General features: G+C 43.4%; 17 protein-coding genes. 12 read left to right on the top strand and 5 right to left on the bottom strand.

Going from position 1 to position 17,636, the window contains the following annotated elements:
• Positions 1-6: 6 nt before the first annotated feature.
• The 3 genes from MD536_RS20045 (at position 7) to MD536_RS20055 (ending at position 3,037) form a co-directional block, all read left to right on the top strand.
• Entirely contained in the window at positions 7-855 is an 849-nt protein-coding gene (locus MD536_RS20045) for a 3-hydroxyacyl-CoA dehydrogenase NAD-binding domain-containing protein (protein WP_239603421.1), read from the top strand.
• A complete protein-coding gene (locus MD536_RS20050; protein ID WP_239603424.1) occupies positions 852-1,874 on the top strand; it encodes an NAD-dependent epimerase/dehydratase family protein in 1,023 nt (340 codons plus the stop codon). The genes MD536_RS20045 and MD536_RS20050 overlap by 4 nt, the downstream gene beginning before the upstream one ends.
• A gap of 74 nt (positions 1,875-1,948) precedes the next feature.
• Positions 1,949-3,037, top strand: a complete 1,089-nt coding sequence (locus MD536_RS20055; RefSeq protein ID WP_239603426.1) for a carboxypeptidase-like regulatory domain-containing protein — start codon at positions 1,949-1,951, stop codon at positions 3,035-3,037.
• A gap of 3 nt (positions 3,038-3,040) precedes the next feature.
• On the opposite strand, the gene MD536_RS20060 is transcribed toward MD536_RS20055, so the two are convergent.
• A complete protein-coding gene (locus tag MD536_RS20060) occupies positions 3,041-3,985 on the bottom strand; it encodes a UDP-3-O-(3-hydroxymyristoyl)glucosamine N-acyltransferase (protein ID WP_239603429.1) in 945 nt (314 codons plus the stop codon).
• A 212-nt stretch (positions 3,986-4,197) separates the two neighbouring features.
• Here MD536_RS20060 and MD536_RS20065 point away from each other — a divergent pair, with 212 nt between their 5' ends.
• Genes MD536_RS20065 through MD536_RS20085 form a run of 5 tightly spaced genes read left to right on the top strand, consistent with a single transcriptional unit; the run spans position 4,198 to position 7,891 of the window.
• Positions 4,198-4,782 carry a pseudouridine synthase gene (locus MD536_RS20065; RefSeq protein WP_239603430.1) on the top strand — a complete coding sequence of 195 codons (585 nt, stop codon included), beginning with the start codon at positions 4,198-4,200 and terminating at the stop codon, positions 4,780-4,782.
• A gap of 45 nt (positions 4,783-4,827) precedes the next feature.
• Complete coding sequence (locus tag MD536_RS20070; RefSeq protein WP_239603432.1) at positions 4,828-5,703, top strand: YicC/YloC family endoribonuclease; 876 nt, start codon at positions 4,828-4,830, stop codon at positions 5,701-5,703.
• A 15-nt stretch (positions 5,704-5,718) separates the two neighbouring features.
• A complete protein-coding gene (locus tag MD536_RS20075; RefSeq protein ID WP_239603434.1) occupies positions 5,719-6,192 on the top strand; it encodes a gliding motility lipoprotein GldH in 474 nt (157 codons plus the stop codon).
• Between the two features lie 2 nt (positions 6,193-6,194).
• Positions 6,195-7,178, top strand: coding sequence for a sensor histidine kinase (locus MD536_RS20080; RefSeq protein ID WP_239603435.1), 984 nt, complete (start codon positions 6,195-6,197; stop codon positions 7,176-7,178).
• 5 nt (positions 7,179-7,183) lie between these two features.
• The gene (locus MD536_RS20085; protein ID WP_239603437.1) at positions 7,184-7,891 is read left to right on the top strand and encodes a response regulator transcription factor; all 708 of its coding nucleotides are present in this window, start codon (positions 7,184-7,186) and stop codon (positions 7,889-7,891) included.
• Positions 7,892-7,894: 3 nt separating this feature from the next.
• On the opposite strand, the gene MD536_RS20090 is transcribed toward MD536_RS20085, so the two are convergent.
• From MD536_RS20090 to MD536_RS20100, 3 genes are read right to left on the bottom strand one after another with little or no spacing between them, the layout of a single operon-like run.
• Positions 7,895-9,733 (bottom strand): BatD family protein, encoded by a 1,839-nt coding sequence (locus MD536_RS20090; protein ID WP_239603438.1) that lies wholly within the window; start codon positions 9,731-9,733, stop codon positions 7,895-7,897.
• A gap of 11 nt (positions 9,734-9,744) precedes the next feature.
• The gene (locus MD536_RS20095) at positions 9,745-10,443 is read right to left on the bottom strand and encodes an SDR family oxidoreductase (RefSeq protein ID WP_239603440.1); all 699 of its coding nucleotides are present in this window, start codon (positions 10,441-10,443) and stop codon (positions 9,745-9,747) included.
• A gap of 18 nt (positions 10,444-10,461) precedes the next feature.
• Entirely contained in the window at positions 10,462-11,382 is a 921-nt protein-coding gene (locus MD536_RS20100; RefSeq protein WP_239603442.1) for a DUF2167 domain-containing protein, read from the bottom strand.
• Positions 11,383-11,462: 80 nt separating this feature from the next.
• Between MD536_RS20100 and MD536_RS20105 the strand changes: the two genes are divergently transcribed.
• Entirely contained in the window at positions 11,463-12,161 is a 699-nt protein-coding gene (locus MD536_RS20105) for a YjjG family noncanonical pyrimidine nucleotidase (protein WP_239603445.1), read from the top strand.
• Between the two features lie 229 nt (positions 12,162-12,390).
• Here MD536_RS20105 and MD536_RS20110 read toward each other — a convergent pair whose 3' ends face one another.
• Positions 12,391-13,053: a phosphatidylserine decarboxylase family protein gene (locus MD536_RS20110; RefSeq protein WP_239603446.1), complete on the bottom strand. Its 663-nt coding sequence runs from the start codon at positions 13,051-13,053 to the stop codon at positions 12,391-12,393.
• A gap of 63 nt (positions 13,054-13,116) precedes the next feature.
• Between MD536_RS20110 and MD536_RS20115 the strand changes: the two genes are divergently transcribed.
• The 3 genes from MD536_RS20115 to mutL are packed head-to-tail and all read left to right on the top strand — an operon-like array spanning position 13,117 to position 17,566.
• Positions 13,117-14,256 carry a formimidoylglutamase gene (locus tag MD536_RS20115; RefSeq protein ID WP_239603448.1) on the top strand — a complete coding sequence of 380 codons (1,140 nt, stop codon included), beginning with the start codon at positions 13,117-13,119 and terminating at the stop codon, positions 14,254-14,256.
• 22 nt (positions 14,257-14,278) lie between these two features.
• Positions 14,279-15,619, top strand: a complete 1,341-nt coding sequence (locus MD536_RS20120) for a D-alanyl-D-alanine carboxypeptidase/D-alanyl-D-alanine-endopeptidase (protein WP_239603450.1) — start codon at positions 14,279-14,281, stop codon at positions 15,617-15,619.
• Positions 15,620-15,655: 36 nt separating this feature from the next.
• Entirely contained in the window at positions 15,656-17,566 is a 1,911-nt protein-coding gene (gene mutL, locus MD536_RS20125; protein ID WP_239603453.1) for a DNA mismatch repair endonuclease MutL, read from the top strand.
• Positions 17,567-17,636: the final 70 nt, after the last annotated feature.

Consider the following 17,636-nt stretch of genomic DNA (forward strand, 5'->3'; position numbering starts at 1 on the left):
GCAACCATGAAAAATCGCTCCCTGTTAGTTTGTGGTGCGGGTACAATGGGTGCTGGCATTGCTCAGACCGCCGCACAGCACGGCCTCTCTGTGCTATTGTTTGACCTTTCAGCGCCTGTTTTGAAAAAAGCGGAGGAGCAGATCAGGCAGCGGTTGGAAAATCTTGTCCAAAAGCAAAAAATCTCAGAATCAGCTTTTGATTCAATCCTGCAGTCCATAGAATATACTACAGACATCTCGCTCTGTAAAGCGCCTGTTTTGCTGGAGGCAATTGTTGAAAAACTTTCCGTTAAGACCAAACTGTTTGAAGAACTGGCGGCTCTTAATGGTCCTTCATCCATCTATGCCACCAATACTTCTTCTTTGTCCGTTGAAGAAATTGCAGATGCGCATCCCTATCCTTCCCAGGTAGCAGGAATGCATTTTTTTAATCCTGCTCCATTGATGAAACTGGTGGAAGTAGTAACAACATCTCACACCTCCCCTGCAGTAGTACGAAAAATAACAGAACTGGCCACCAGTATGGGTAAGACGCCGGTAATCTGTAAAGACGCTCCCGGATTTATTGTTAACCGTGTTGCAAGACCCTTCTATATCGAAGCACTCAGACTGGCGGAACAGGGTGTCTCTATTTCATTAATAGATGATTTGATGGAGGCAGCAGGGTTTAAAATGGGACCATTCCGGTTGATGGATCTTATCGGAAATGATGTGAACTATGCTGTCAGTTGCAGTGTTTATGAACAACTCGGAAAACCCGAACGACTTCGTCCCTCATCGGTACAGGAACAAAAAGTAAAAGAAGGTAAGCTGGGCAGAAAAACCGGAGCCGGTTATTACACCTATAAATCATGATTGCAGTATCTCCTCATCCAACAATAAAATCCGTACTGGTAACTGGGGCAACCGGCTTTTTGGGCGCCTATATTTTGGAGGTTCTGATTCAGAAGGGATATAAGGTTAGGGGACTTTCGAGAAGTACTTCATCCATGCCTTTTTTTATTGCTCCAGACATCCTGCAACAGGTTGAATGGGTGGAAGGCGATGTGCTGGACCTCGGTTCATTGGAAGACGCACTGCAGGGAATGGATGCTGTAATTCATTCCGCAGCAATTGTATCCTTTCATCGTGCGGACCGGAAAAAAATGTATGCCACCAATATAAATGGCACTGCTAATATTGTTAACTTTTCTATCGAAGCAGGTATCAAACGTTTCGTTCATGTCAGCTCTGTAGCCGCCCTGGGCAGAACAGCAAATGGCGAATCCGTTACGGAAGAAAAAAAATGGGTGGACAGCAGGTTAAATACGCACTATGCGTATACCAAATACCGGGCTGAGATGGAAGTTTGGAGAGGACTTGCAGAAGGGCTTGAAGGTGTTATTGTAAACCCGAGTACAATTCTTGGATTTGGCAATTGGGATACTAGCAGTTGCGCCATATTTAAAAATGTATACCAGGAATTTCCCTGGTTCACCACCGGTGTAAACGGGTTCATTGATGTACAGGATGCAGCCAGGGCAATTGTTGGCTTACTGGAGCATTCTGTAACAATGGAACGTTTTATATTAAATGGAGAGAGTTGGAGTTTTAAACAACTACTTGAAACGATTGCAAAAGGGTTGAATAAAAACCCGCCCTATAGAGAAGCAGGTCCTTTTTTAAGCAGCCTTGCGTGGAGATTGGAAAAAATAAAAGCTGCTTTTACCGGAAAAAAACCATTGCTTAGCCGGGAAACTGCAAAAATAGCGCAGAGTAAAACCTATTTTGATAATAGTAAATTGCTGCAGTTCATTCCGGATTTTCACTATACTCCCCTTGAAAAGGCGGTGCTTTCCGCTTCCGAACGGTACTTACTTCACTATTCAGGATAAATGGCTTCTTTTTTGCATTCACTATATACCATCGACTGCAAATTCACGTTCAAATTACCAGAAATCAATATCGCATGAAAAGAATATGGCTTCTTACCGTTTTCATTTTTCTGTTTTCCTTGCCTGCAGTGTTGGCTCAGGAAAGATTTACTGTAACTGGAAAAGTGCTGGACTCAGCCAGTCAGCAACCTCTAAAAGGTGCATCTGTATTTTGCCAGAATACCACTTTTGGAGTTATTACCAATAATGATGGTGAATTCAGTATTTCACTACCTAAAGGCGGATACGATCTGGTAGTTTCATTTACCGGATATCAGTCGGGAGAACAGCGCATCAATGCTTCCAATACAGAACCTTTGTTCATTCAACTGATCCCAAAGGATAATAGTATGGAGTCAGTAACTGTTGCGGGCAGTAATGAAGTGCCTGATGGATGGAATAAATACGGAAGTTTTTTTAAAGAGCAGTTTTTGGGCACAACTATCAATGCCAGGGAATGTGAACTGGAAAATCCGGAAGCACTGCGTTTTTTCTACAGCAAAAAAAGAAATCGGTTAAAAGTGCTGGCAAAGGAAGAGCTCCGGATAGTGAACCGTGCACTGGGTTATAAAATCCGTTATGGACTTGATTCCCTGAGTTACGAATACGGCACTAAAGTCTCCACTTTCAGTGGGTACCCATTTTATGAAACTATGAATGGCACTCCGGAAGAAGAAGCTGTATGGGAAAAGAACCGGAATAAAGCATATAAGGGAAGTAAGTTGCATTTTATGCGCAGCTGGCATGCGAAAACCATAGAGGAAGAAGGGTTTGTGCTAGAGCAAGTTACCAATCAGGATGCGCGTGAATTTGAATCAGCCCGTCTGCCCGAATACTATGATACCAGTTTTTATTTTAAAGACAGTGGGGTAGTTGAAATTCTGTTACCTGGAAAATTCCGGATCAAGTACTACAAAGAGATGCCAGATCCGGCTTTTGTAAAGTTTTATAAACTGCCTCCACATATCCGGGTACAGTTAACTGTATTGGATATCCTGGACGATTTTGTTATTGAAGAAAACGGTTACTGGTGGGAACAGGCAGACCTGATCAATACCGGTTACTGGAGTTATGAACGCATTGCAGATGCTGTGCCTTATGATTATAGCCCGCAAAGAGAATAGCAATCAGGCATTCAGTTTCTTCCATATTTCGGGAATTCGTTTGATCCAAACGAGTTCCCTTTTTTTTGTGGATGCATCTTCAGCGGGTGAGCCAAAATAAACCTTACCGGCTTCCAGATCTCCGCCTACACCAGACTGAGCCAGCACAATTGCATTTTTGCCGATCGTGAGTGTTTTACTCACGCCAACCTGTCCCCATAAAATCACACCATCTTCTATAGTGGTAGCACCTGCAATCCCCACCTGTGCAGCAAATAAACAGTTTTTTCCTATGATGGTATCATGACCAATATGAACCATGTTGTCGAGTTTGGTTCCTTTTCCGATACGGGTATCGTGACTAACTCCACGATCTATAGTACAACCCGCACCAATTTCAACCTGGTCTTCAATGATTACTCTGCCACAACTTTCCATTTTTTTATACCAGACTTCACGGTCCTTTTTCCCGTTGTAGTAAAATGCATCAGATCCGATAACGGAACCGGACTGAATGATGACGTTGTCGCCAATAATGCAATGATCCAGGATGGAAACATTTGGATGAATCCGGCAGTTTTTTCCTATCTCGACCTGGTGACCAATGAAAACATTTGGCGCGATATAACTGCCTTCACCGATTTTTGCACTCTCTGCAACGGAACGAAGCGCAGGCTGAAAGGGTCTGAAATGAGCCACAATGGTAAGATAAGCTTCGAATGGATTTTCTACTACCAGTAAGGCTTTCCCATCAGGCACACTAACCTTGTCTGTATTGATGATGATAAAAGTTGCAGCAGACTGAATACATTTCTGATAATACTTGGGATGGTCAACAAAAACCAGGTCGCCCTTTTCTACGCGATGTATTTCGTTGATACCTGTTGCCTGTCCGTTTTTATTGCCAATTACAGTTGCATTAATCAGGTCGGCAATCCAGGTGATAGCAACAGGTGAAGGAAACTGCATAGTTTAAAATTTGAACAAAGGTAATTGCATTGAATTGGATTGATAAAGTCCATCCTTTTCCACAGACGGAAATAAAATGTGAATAAAATTTTTGTAAATATTTTTTTCAATAGAGAAAATTATTTTTAATATTGTGTAGGGAATTTCTGTTCCCTACTTACTAACCCATCATAATAATAAAGCTCGGTTTACTCCCGGGCTTTTTTTTATACATGTTATTCTACTTCGTACTATACAAACCTTACGAGGTTTTATCACAATTCAGCAGTGAAGGAGATAAGAAAACGCTGAAAGATATTTGCTCAGTGCCGACGGATGTTTATCCGGTTGGCAGGTTAGATTATGATAGCGAAGGATTGTTGTTGCTCACAAACGACCGGACAATGAATGCTGCACTTCTGCAACCTGCAAAGGGGCATTCCCGTACCTACCTGGTGCAAGTGGAAGGTGCAATAACCAGCCAGGCATTACAGCAATTACAGCATGGTGTTGAGATTTCAGTGAATGGAACAACCTATCTGACCAGGCCTGCAAAAGTGAGACTATTGGAAAAAGAGCCAGTCGTACCTGAACGAAATCCGCCAATCCGATATCGAAAAAACATACCGACCAGTTGGATTGAATTGACCTTGACAGAAGGGAAGAATCGCCAGGTAAGAAAGATGACGGCTAAAACCGGTTTCCCAACGCTTCGGCTAATACGCTACCGGATTGGAAACTTAAGTGCCGATGGCTGGGAATCGGGCGAACTCAGAACCTATTCCAAAAAGGAACTAACGGCTCTGGTATTTGCGTAGCCATAGTCAATAGATTCCTTACCTTGCCCAATAAAACAGATTCTCATGCTGAAATCAATGACCGGATTTGGAAGAGCTGAACGGAATGTCGGAGACAAAACATTTTTGATAGACATCAAATCATTGAACGGGAAACAATTTGATTGTTCCCTGAAAATGCCTGCATTTATTAAACCTTTCGAGTTTGATATCCGTAAGCGCCTTTCTGAAAAACTGCAAAGAGGAACCATCGATTGCACCATCAGCCTGAAGCAAACCGGAACTGCAAAACCCGTAAGTATTAATATCTCGCTGGCAAAAGCTTACTTTCAGCCGATTGCTGAACTTTCCAAAGAGTTGGGGTTGGACGATTCCCATATTCTGGGAAATATATTAAAGCTTCCCGAGGTTATTACTCCAACCTCTGATACATTGACAGAGGACGAATGGCTGGTTTTTCAGTCGATCCTCGATGAAGCTGCAGATGACCTGAACCAGCATCGCCTGAAAGAAGGAAAAGTGCTGGAGGCTGATCTGCTGAACAGGATTTCCAACATCGAAAAGCAGGAGGAACTGATTGCAGCGTTGGAACCGAAGCGGAAGTTGAAGATTCGGGAGGGGCTGGTAAAACTGCTGGAAGAAAATGTAGGCGCAGAACAGTATGACAAGAACCGATTGGAGCAGGAGATTATTTACTACATCGAGAAAATTGATATAAGTGAAGAACAGGTTCGGCTGAAGAACCATTGTGACTATTTCCGCACCCTCCTTCGTGATAACGATGCGGAAATCGGGAAAAAGCTTTCATTCCTGCTCCAGGAAATTGGCAGAGAAATTAATACCACCGGGGCCAAAGCCTATGACTCCACTATCCAGCAATCGGTAGTGCTGATGAAAGATGAGCTGGAAAAAGCAAAGGAGCAGGTTCTGAATGTCTTATAAGCTATTTTTACGGATATGAAAAGATTCCATTTTGCATGGCTTCCGGTTTTGATGCTATTGTTTGTTTCCTGTCAAACCATTGACGTATTTGAACGCAACGCAACGCTGGAAAATCATAGCTGGCAGGTTGCTGATAAGCCATCTTTCGAATTCAATATTACAGATACTGTATCACGATATAATATTTTTGTAGTAGTGCGTCATGCAGATGCATACCGCTATAATAATTTGTGGTTGAATATCCATACCCGGGCGCCTGGTGATTCTGTATCACAGGTGCAGGCCCTTGATCTGCAATTGGCAACCAATGATAAAGGTTGGTTGGGTACAGGAATGGATGATATTTATGAACACCGGGTTCGAATTTCCCAGGCTCCTGTTTCATTGAAAGCTGGTACTTACCAATTCAAGTTGGAACAGATCATGCGCGATGATCCGCTGGAACATATCTTAAATGTGGGAGTTCGGGTCGAAAAAGCTCCTGACTAATTATGCCTTTCCGCTTTTTACCCAAACAGAAACTGGCATTAGCTACCATTCTCTATTGGGTTTTGCTATTGTATATCATAGCTGCCTTGCTTTTCTGGTATATCCGGTTACAGGAGCAAAGCAACCAGATGGCTAATTACCGGCTAATGGAACTGGTTGCTGATGATCCGCAATACCTTAAAAAAGTGGAACAGATCAATGAAGAGTCCATTCGTAAAACACACCAGTACCGTGGAGAAGGGGCTACCTTTTTATTCATCATTCTCGTGGGAGCTGTTTTTGTTTTCAGGGCTGTACGGCGGCAGTTTAAAGTTGCCCAGCAGCAACAGAATTTCATGATGGCTATTACCCATGAACTGAAAACACCAATTGCAGTAGCCAAACTGAACCTGGAAACTCTTCAGAAACACAAACTGGATGAAGCGAAAAAAGAGAAACTACTCCGGATGACCCTTCAGGAAACCAACCGGCTCAATACACTTACCAACAATATTCTTATTTCATCCCAACTGGAAGGAGGTGGTTACAAGCTCGTAAAGGAAGACCTGGATTTGTCTGCCTTGATTTCCCGGCTGGTTATGGATTTTAAACAACGGTTTCCAGACCGCAACTGGATCCTTGAGATACCTGATTCTATTTATCTCAAAGCCGATCCGTTACTTATCCAGATTCTGATCAATAACCTGCTGGACAATGCTGTTAAATATAGTCCCAGGTCAGCAGCAGTTCAGGTGAAGTTAGCACTGGGTACAACTAATATTGAAATGTCAATAGCAGACCAGGGACCCGGAATACCAGATGAAGAAAAAGGGAAAATTTTTAAGCGGTTTTATCGAATCGGGAATGAATCCGTACGAACCACCCAGGGAACGGGATTGGGTCTCTATCTCTGCAAAAAAATAACGACAGATCACCGTGGCTCCATTCGGGTTTCAGACAATCATCCCGTTGGTGCTAACTTTATAGTTCAGTTACCCAACAATTAAACAACATGGCAGACACTATATCCATATTGCTGGTTGAAGATGAAGAAAACCTGCATGAGGCATTAAAACTGAACCTTGAACTGGAAGGATATGAAGTAAGTTCAGCCTATGATGGTTTATCAGCTGTAAAGGCTGTTCAGCAGGAGTATTTCGATCTGGTTATATTGGATATCATGCTTCCGGGCATGGACGGACTCACCGTCCTGGAATCCATTCGCATTCAGCACAATGAAGTGCCCATATTAATTTTAAGTGCTAAAAACAGTAGTGCTGACCGGGTTACAGGTTTAAAAAAAGGAGCCGATGATTACCTGACCAAACCATTTAACCTGGAAGAATTAATGTTAAGGGTCCATAAACTGATTCAAAAAAATAAAAAATTAAAGGATAAGGATACCATTGGAGATACCTACCAGTTTGGACCCAATAAAATTGATTTCAGGGCGCAGGAAGCTACCACTCAGGACGGACAAAAGATCCAGCTCAGTAAAAAGGAAGCTATGTTATTGAAACTGCTTATCGAAAACAAAAACGAAGTGGTGCCGAGGGAGAAGATCCTACAGACTGTTTGGGGATACAATGTATACCCGACTACGCGTACCATTGATAATTTCATTCTTAGCTTCCGCAAATATTTCGAAGAAGATAGCCGTAATCCTAAATATTTTCACTCCGTGAGAGGGGTGGGTTATAAATACGCGGAAAATGAATGAGCGTCAGGATTGCTGCACTTTAGTTAGTAATCCTTCTACTTCAATCAAAATAGCTGCAGCATCCGCATCTGCTAATCCAGGTGCATACAAAGCCCACTCGCAACGATTCCAGATCGAATCAAGCGCGGCCAGGTCAGCATCACTCCAACCCCTTGCTTTCAGCATCGGAATTACGGTTTCTTTCTTTCTTTCAGATGGAGTAAGTTCAAAATGATCGCCGATGCAATTCCAGATGCTTGTTTCCAATTCCTTGAAGAAAAGTACCGGATCCTCTTTTCCTGCTGCCCATCTGGGCGGTATCAGATAGTCCGATATTGTTCTATGTACAGGTTCCAGCTTAATAGATTCAGATTGAAGCGGGGCTGGATTTTCAAGAGGTTTGCCTGGTTTTTTTCTTGCCATTATGAGCCAGATCATGCCGCCAAAAACCAGCAAGCCTACACCTATGATTATGAGTTTATCTGGAGATAAAACCGGTTCTGAAATTTGTTGTGTCTTGGGTTTCCCTGGTATTCGGTTAAGGGAGGCTGTTACTGTAAGACGGATACTATCTGTTCTTTGTGTTTGGTATGATTTTGTAGCCGGATCAAAAAAGCTGAATTCAATACCTGGCAATTGGAAGGTGCCGGGTGTTGAACTGGTAATGGTATAGGTAATTGTTTTTTTACCCTCCATTGGACTAATGCTTTTGTTCAGCTCTTCGGTTATTTGCGGATCAAAGCTGGTGATGCTATCCGGTAAAAGCCATTCGGGTGCATTGATAAGGGGAAGGTTACCGCTACCTTCAATTTCCAGGATATAGGTCAGGTTTTCACCCGCTGCTATTTTGTTTGTGGAACTAGTTCCTTTGATGGTGAATTTGCCAACTGCGCCGGAGAAGCTGCCGGGGGCTCCTGGTGGAAGCGGAAGAATGGTTACTTTACGAGCCGGACTTGCAACTGTTATCTGGTGTTCTTCCCAACTTCCGGATGCATCTCCCATAAGGTCATCAATCAGTCGTTGTAAGGAACTCCTGTTGGTTGAACCGGATGTCTGGTCGGTCCGAAGAAAGCGAACCTTGTTTTCCAGTTCAACCGGTTCCAGTTCAAAGGTTCCTTCCTGTAGAGGGATGAGTTGGGTTTTACGAATGATATGCGATTGGTATTCTTTACCATCCCGTTCCTCAATAGTAGGACCAGCACCGTCCAGTTCGATCATATCGTATACACTGAAGCCATTCATAGAGGGGCGTTTGCTGACTCTGGAATCGGAACGTAGTCTTGTCAGCAATTTATAGGTGGAAACGATGGATTCTCCAACATATGCAGTGGTCTTGTCGAGATCCAAAACTACTAGGAGTCCTTTTTTTATCTTCTCTGCAGGCGTTTCTCCAGGTTGAAGAATATAATCTTCCTGGATCTGGCGGCGGTAAGCGCTGATGCCCGGATCAATCGGGTAAGGATTAGCCGACTGAGGAGTGGCACTACCAACGTCAATCCTCAACTGGTTTGACTTTGTTCGTTTTCCATTGATGAGTGCAGTAGCTCCCTGTATGATTAATTTACCGGTACGCTTAGGTCGCAGAATGAATGTCATCGCCTGGTACCTTGAAATTTCACCATTCACCAGGCTCATGCCACTTGTTTCAATGGGTCCCTGCAATACATTGAAATCAGAAAACGCTGGTGCTTCAAAAGATTCAATCTGGCTGGCATTTTCGGCAATGAACTGCACTTGAAGAATATCGTTCAGTCCAATAGACTGCTTATCGGCAAGTGTAGTAAAGCTAACCTGTGCTGTTGAAAAAAATGGCAACAGTAAGAAGAATCCAAACGGAAGTATTGTAGAAAAACGAAGCTGCATGTAAGCACAAATTACAAATCACCTAATTGAGGGCGAAGAATAATGTCTTCAACGCATGCCCTGCTTGACAAACGGCTGGTGGCAACAATCATCAGGGCAATATCCCGGGCTTCCATCATGCGATCCGGGTCTATTCCTGATCCGGACCAGCTATCTGTATAGGCAGCACCGGGTAGAACTGCAGTAACCTTTATTCCATGGGGTTTCATTTCTTCCCGAAGGTTTTTGCTAAATCCGAGCAGGGCATATTTGCTGATGCTGTAAGCGCCTCCGTTTGTGTAAGCGGCAATGGAAGCGATGGAACAGATATTGAAAATATGGCCCGACTTTCTGGCCATCATACCTGGTAAAAAATGACGGGTAAGATGGTAGGCAGATAATAAGTTAACGGAAAGAGAAGTTTCTAGCGCACCCTCTTCTTCATTGTGGATGCTTCCTGGTATAAAAAGGCCAGCATTGTTAATCAAAATGTCGGGAACACCGTGAGATAATACCCATTCGGCAAAATCCCGAACTTCCTCCCGTTTGGAAAGGTCGGTTGGACGAGCTTTAAATTCACTTGCAGGAAACCTGGTCTGCAAGTCTTTCAGCGTTTCGTATAACTGGAAATCATTCCGGCTGCATAAAAAAAACTGATGTGCTTCTGAAGCAAACTCCTCGGCCACAGCTTTTCCAATGCCCTTGCTGGAGCCTGTAATCACAATAATCATGCGTAAATGTACGCCATCTTATGCAGTTGTTTTACCGGGTTTTCTTTTAGAATTGCTAAAACGACGCATAAAGAAAAAGGTGCCGATCATCAACAGTGATCCGGCTGCAATAGGTTTAGGGAACGCAGACAACATACTCTTCTGCTGCTTTCCTGAAATAAGTTCCTCCAGTTGCCAGTTATCTTCGGAAGTAACCGGCTCTGCCTGATCGGAGTAACGAAATCCTTCCAGGAATTCACTTTGTGACAAGATAAAAGGTAATATCTTTTTTATAGCAGGTAACTGATCCATTGTACCAACAGCATTAATCTTTAGAACTCCGTTTTTACCGAGTAAGCGAAGGTTGTAATTAACCAGCGATTCATCGCTTCCATTTACATTGACTTCGGTAGCCCAATAAAGCGCTTTTTTATATTCATCGAAATAGGGGACCATTACCCAGTTTTCAACCTGTAGCGCATTGAATCCCAGTTCCAGTCTTTTTTCATTGGCTTCCTGTAACTGTTCGCGAATATTATTAAGCAATTCAAGATGGTCAAATTCTTTCTGATTTTCACTTGAAACATATCCGATCGGAGCATAACTGATTACAAAACTATAATCGTTGTTAATGTTGGATGGCATAAAATCGGATCGAACAATCATGCCGAGAACCTCATCATCCGGAATATTTCCCCAGATATTTTCAAGAATATACCTGGCCTGATCTGGTTCAATAAAATAATGTCCGTCAGGAACTTTCATTCGAATCGACTGGTCTGAAAACCGGAGTTTGCCAGAATGAAATTTCAAAACCTGGTTTATGGAATCTGCCTGTTTTTTGAAAGTCGCCTGAATTTGAATGGCTTCAGAGGATGCCAGCTGAACACTGTCAATTGGTTCGGAATAGGCAGACATAGAAGCAATCAGAGCGCTGCCTGCGAGTAGAATTTTGGTCATAGGGATCAGAATATTTAGGGTGCTACGGACTGCCAAGATAATAATTCTTTAGAATCATGCAATACCTTTGTCCATCATATATGAAGCATTATTCACATTTATTCTTCGATTTGGATCATACACTGTGGGATTTTGAAGAAAACGCGAAAAAAACCCTGGAACATCTTTACAATGAAATGGATTTGTCTACAAAGGGCATAAGTGATTTTACGTATTTCCATAAACAGTACAGTGCGCACAATGACCGGTTATGGGAGCGTTATCGAAAGGGATTGATCAAGGTGGATGAGCTTCGCTGGAAGAGGATGTGGCATACCTTGCTGGACTTCAAAATCGGTGATGAACAATTGGCAAAAGAATTAAGTACGGCTTTCCTGGCTCATCTGCCACACCGGAATATATTATTTCCTCACACCCATGAATTACTGACATACCTGCGTGAAAAAGGGTATGAATTACACTTAATCACCAATGGATTTGAAGATGTTCAGCATGCCAAACTCAAGAATGCAGGAATAGCTCATTTTTTTGGGGAAGTTATTACATCCGAAGGCAGTAATAGCCTCAAACCCAATAAGGAAATCTTTGAATTTGCATTTCGGAAAACGGGTGCTGTTCCTCATACCAGTATTATGATCGGCGATCACCTGGAAGCGGATATTATGGGTGCGAAAAATGCCGGGATGGACCAGGTATTTGTGAACCATATCCGCGAAACAGCAAGTTTTGCACCAACTTATACTGTGTATAGTTTAAAGGAAATGATGGATATATTTTAAGGGAGGAATGGAAGAGGGGAGAAAGGAAGAGGGAGGAATGGAGAAGGTAACAACGGAAACTGGAGACAAAGGAGACAGGGGGTTCATTGATAGCAAAGGAGGTACTACCGTTCAATGCCAAAGAAAAACCGTGTGGTGGGTACCACACGGTTCATACTATTTGCGCGTTTAGTTATGCCCGGGAATCCTTCTCAAGGTCTTTCACTTCTCACGTCTGACGTCTCACCTTTCACTTCTTCATCGTCGCCAACACATCCACCCCACCCTTCACAGCCTGGCCGAGTTGTACATTTACCTCGGTTCCAACCGGAAGCAATACATCCACACGGCTACCGAATTTAATGAAACCCAGTTCTTCATTCTGTTTCACTTTCATACCAGTTTTCAGGTAATTGACTATTCTTTTGGCAAGAGCACCAGCTATTTGTTTTACGAGAATTTCTGTATTACCGGTTTTTAAGACAACGCTGTGGCGTTCATTTTCCGTGGATGATTTGGGATGCCAGGCCACCAGGTATTTACCTTTGTGGTATTTGCTGTATACAACTTCACCGGATATAGGATTGCGGTTGACATGCACATTAGCCGGACTCATAAAAATGCTTACCTGCAGGCGTTTGTCGTGAAAATATTCTTCATCAAATACTTCTTCAATAACCACCACTTTCCCATCGGCCGGGCAAATAACCTTATCATCTCCGAATGTATGTGTTCTTTTAGGTAATCTGAAAAAGGATATGATGAAAAGCAGCAGACCAAGTAATCCAACAAAAATAATCCAGCTGATCAGGGGTGCAGATGCACTGATAAAAAAGAATGACAACAGGTTGAGGATTACAAAAATCAGGGTGGCTATTGCGATGGATTTATAGCCTTCTTTGTGAATAGTCATGTTGGTTGATTAAACCATAAAATTAGGCATAACGCTAAAGAGTCCAATTATTATCTTGCAGCCATGAGTGAAATGCAACATTTAATGGATTTTGTATTACCGGTTTCCTTGGCAGCCATCAGTGAAGACCAGGGTTTTCGCGCAGGTCAGATGGGAAAACAAATCCTGGTCTATGAAGAAGACACTTTCCCGGAATTGGAGGCTGTAGATCTGGTTTTAGTTGGTTGTGGAGAACAGAGAGGGCTGGGAATGGGCCGACCCTTTTGTAAGGGAACTGATCAGATTAGGAAAATGTTTTATAGAAGTTTTTACTGGCATACCGAGATCAGGATTGCAGATATCGGTAACATCAAACCCGGTGCATCACTCAGCGATACCTATGCAGCACTAAATCTTGTCATCCGGGAATTGACAGACGCAGGAAAAAGGGTATTGATCATTGGAGGATCACATGATTTAACACTTGCGCAATACCATGCTTATGCGGGCAGACAGCAACTCATTGAAGCTGTTTGCATTGATGCAAAAATTGATCTGGACATGGAAGCGCTTCCCCAGGCAGATCATTTTTTAATGGAAATGCTGACCGGCGAACCCAATTTCATGAAACATTACAGTCACCTGGCTTTCCAAAGTTATTATGTACATCCCTATATGCTGGAGAATATGGATAAACTCCGGTTTGATTGTTTCAGGGTTGGAACTGTTAAGGAGCAGATTGATGAAATGGAACCAGTCATACGGAACTGTCGCATGGTAAGTTTTGATTTGTCAGCAATGGCCCATGCCTATGCCCCGGGATCTGCTATTTCTCCCAACGGCCTGAATGGAGAAGAAGCCTGTGTACTCGCCCGCTATGCAGGCATGAGCCCGGTTGTAAACAGTTTTGGCATTTACGGGTATCAACCGGCAAAAGACCCGGAAGAACTGACGGCTCAGCAGATCAGCCAGATGATTTGGTATTATATTGATGGCATTAATAAAGGGAAAACGGAGGCTGTACTGAAGGAAAGGGATTCTTTTTATGAATACAATACAGCTTTTGCAGAAGTGGAAACCCTTTTTCTGCAAAGTAAACGGACCGGCCGCTGGTGGATGCAATTGCCCGATACCCGCTTCATCGCCTGCTCCTATAAAGATTACCTGATCGCGAGTAATAATGATATTCCCGAACGTTGGTTAAGGGCGCAGGAAAGAAACTGAGTATTTTAGTTATTTTTAAACAATGCGGTTACACACACATGTTGTACTTCCAGCTATGCTGGTGTTTGTTTTGTCGGCCTGTTCGGTATCCAGAAAATTGGATCAATCCGCACAACAACTTATCCTGAATGAAGACGGATTGAAGCAGGCACATGTAGGCATCAGTATTTACGATCCTCAGAAAGCCGTTTATTTATACAACTACCAGGAAGATAAATACTTTATTCCGGCAAGTAATACCAAACTGTTCACGCTGTATTCAGGGATGCGTTACCTTGGCGACTCGCTTCCTGGCATCCGATATGCTGAAACTGCAGACAGTATCTACCTCTTACCAACCGGAGACCCCAGTTTGCTGCATCCTGATTTTGCTGTTCACCCGGTAATCGATTTTTTGAAATCAAATCAGAAAGAGCTGGTTATTCAGCAGGAGAACTGGCGGGAGAAGGAACTGGGTTATGGCTGGTCCTGGGACGATTACAACAGTTCTTATATGGCAGAGCGGAGTCCGCTACCGGTATATGGAAATATCATCCGCTGGACGCAGGTGCTGGAAAAATCCGAATCAGAAAATGGACAACTGCAAAACGAAGCCTTTGTATACTCTGAACCGGAAGTTTCCTGGAAAGTGAATTTTAATCCGGCCAAAACTTCCAGTTTTTCGGTTATTCGTGATCGGTACTCGAACCAATTTACTATTTCGGAAGGGAAGGAGATATTAAAAACACTGGAAATCCCCTTTGTAACAAATAGTCTTTTTTCGGCGCTTGATTTATTAAGAGATACGATCGGCCGTTCCATTCTTTTGGTGCCTGGTGAGAATACCAGGAAGGCTGACCGTGTTTTATATTCCCAGCCAACAGACAGTCTCTTAAAGCTGATGATGCTTCGCAGCGATAATTTTTATGCAGAACAGGTTTTATTGATGGCATCGCAACAGGTTTATGGCTACATGAATACCCGGAAAATGATTGATACCATTTTAAAAGCCGATCTCAAAGGTTTGCCACAAGCACCAAATTGGGTTGATGGGTCGGGTTTGAGCCGTTATAATTTATTTACGCCGGTTGATATGGTATGGTTATTGGAAAAAATGGAACGGGAGTTTGGACGCAATAGAGTGGATGCCATACTTGCATCTGGCGGAAAAGGAACATTATCGAATTACTATTCTGATTTAGGTGATGCAATAAAGGCAAAAACAGGGACATTAAGCGGCCAGGTTGCATTGAGCGGCTATCTGACTACCAAAAAAGGGAAGCGATTGATTTTTTCGGTTTTAGTAAACAATCACCAGACCAGTGCAGTAAAAGTTCGAAGGGCCATGGAAGCATACCTTCGAAAAGTCTGGGAGCGGTATTAATAGCAGGTGTTATCTTTGCCGAAAGGAGTGTGAACATTGGCAGATAGCATACAATTATTGCCCGATCATATAGCTAACCAGATCGCGGCAGGAGAAGTGATTCAACGTCCGGCTAGTGCAGTAAAGGAATTGTTGGAAAATGCAGTGGATGCAGGAGCAACCGAAATTCGACTACTGGTTAAAGAAGCTGGTAAATCCCTTATTCAGGTTATAGATAATGGAAAAGGGATGAATGAAACCGATGCGCGCCTTTGTTTTGAACGACATGCTACCTCCAAGATCCGTCAGATCGACGATCTTTTTCATATCAATACAATGGGTTTTCGCGGGGAAGCGCTTGCTTCTATTGCGGCAGTTGCCCAGGTTGAATTAAAAACCAGAAGATCGCAGGATGAGCTGGGTACCTACCTGGAAATGGAGAACAGTATGGTCGTAAGGCAGGAGCCATGTGCTACTGCAGCAGGCACGAGCATCGCAATGAAAAACCTGTTTTTTAATGTCCCCGCCCGTAGAAACTTTTTGAAAAGTAATGCAGCCGAAATGCGGCATATCATTGATGAGTTTACAAGGGTAGCAATGGCTTTTCCCCATATCTTTTTCTCGCTTTCCCATAATGACCAGCAGGTTTTTCACCTGGATAAAGGATCGCTCAAACAACGGATTGTTCAATTGCTTGGGAATTCCTATTTATCCCGGTTGGTGCCTGTTCAGGAGCATACTGATTATCTCAATATCCAGGGCTTTATTGGTAAACCGGATGCAGCCAAGAAGACCCGGGGGGATCAATATTTTTTCGTTAACAACCGCTTTATCAGAAGCGCCTACCTGAATCATGCGGTAATGCAAGCTTTTCAGGATCTTATACCGTCAGATAGTTTTCCACTTTATGTATTATTCATTGATTTAAATCCGGAACAGATCGATGTGAACGTGCATCCAACCAAGCAGGAAATCAAATTTGAAGACGAAAAGATTGTGTATGCATTTGTACAGGCTGCAGTGAAACATGCGCTTGCACAATTCAGTATAACGCCTACCCTGGAATTTGATATAGATGCCGGCATTCAACAATCAGATGCGGTTACCAAACCATTTACGGATGAACACCGGAAGGCTGCGAGCAGTTCTGAGCTCTACCAGGCATTCAGCAAGTCAAACCAGGCACATTTTATCGAGAAGGGAGGTTATTCAGGGATCGGTGGATCTGGTGGTTCAACAGGAGGAGCAGCACCTGACAAAGCGATGCCCTCCTGGAAAGATTTTTTTGAGAAACCAGCAACCGAAAAGCCGACGAGTGGATTGCCGGCGGGCAAGCTGGGGGATGAAGAGGGTGAATTATACTTTGATTGGGAAAAGCCCAAAAAAAAATGGCAACTACTGGAACATACTGATTTGCTTCAAATCCAGTTTCAATACCTGATCGCTCCAACACTCCAGGGCTTTTTGCTGATTCATCAGCAATTCGCACATGAGCGGGTTTTATATGAACGCTATGCTGCGGCCCTGGTAGGGAAAACAATTCCATCCCAGCAAAGCTTGTTTCCAGTGACACTGGAGCTCGCACCGGCTGATTCGGCCCTGCTTACCGAACTGCTCTCGGATATGGTACTGCTTGGCTACCAGATTGAACCCTTTGGCAATAATAGTTTTGTGGTTCAGGGGAGTCCGGCCGATATTGTTCAGGGCAATGAGAAAGCCGCGATTGAGCAATTGCTGGATCAGTACAAGCATTTCAGCAGCGATGTCAAATTTTCCCGCCGGGAAAAACTGATCCGTTCACTGGCATCCCAACATTCCATCAAAACCGGAACCGCACTTACCCAGGTGGAAATGCGCCGGCTGGCGGAAGACCTGCTGCGTTGTGCACAGCCCAACATTACAGCGAACAGCCGCCCCACCTTTATCGACTTCAACCAGGATTATCTTTCCCGTTCCTTCGGCCTCTAATCTCACCGGACGGGTGGCACCCGTCCAGTGAGTAATTGCGTGCCAGTTTCAAATAATTTGAAAAATATTT

Origin of the sequence: Flavihumibacter cheonanensis (genome assembly GCF_022352215.1) — a bacterium.
Lineage (GTDB): Bacteria > Bacteroidota > Bacteroidia > Chitinophagales > Chitinophagaceae > Flavihumibacter > Flavihumibacter cheonanensis.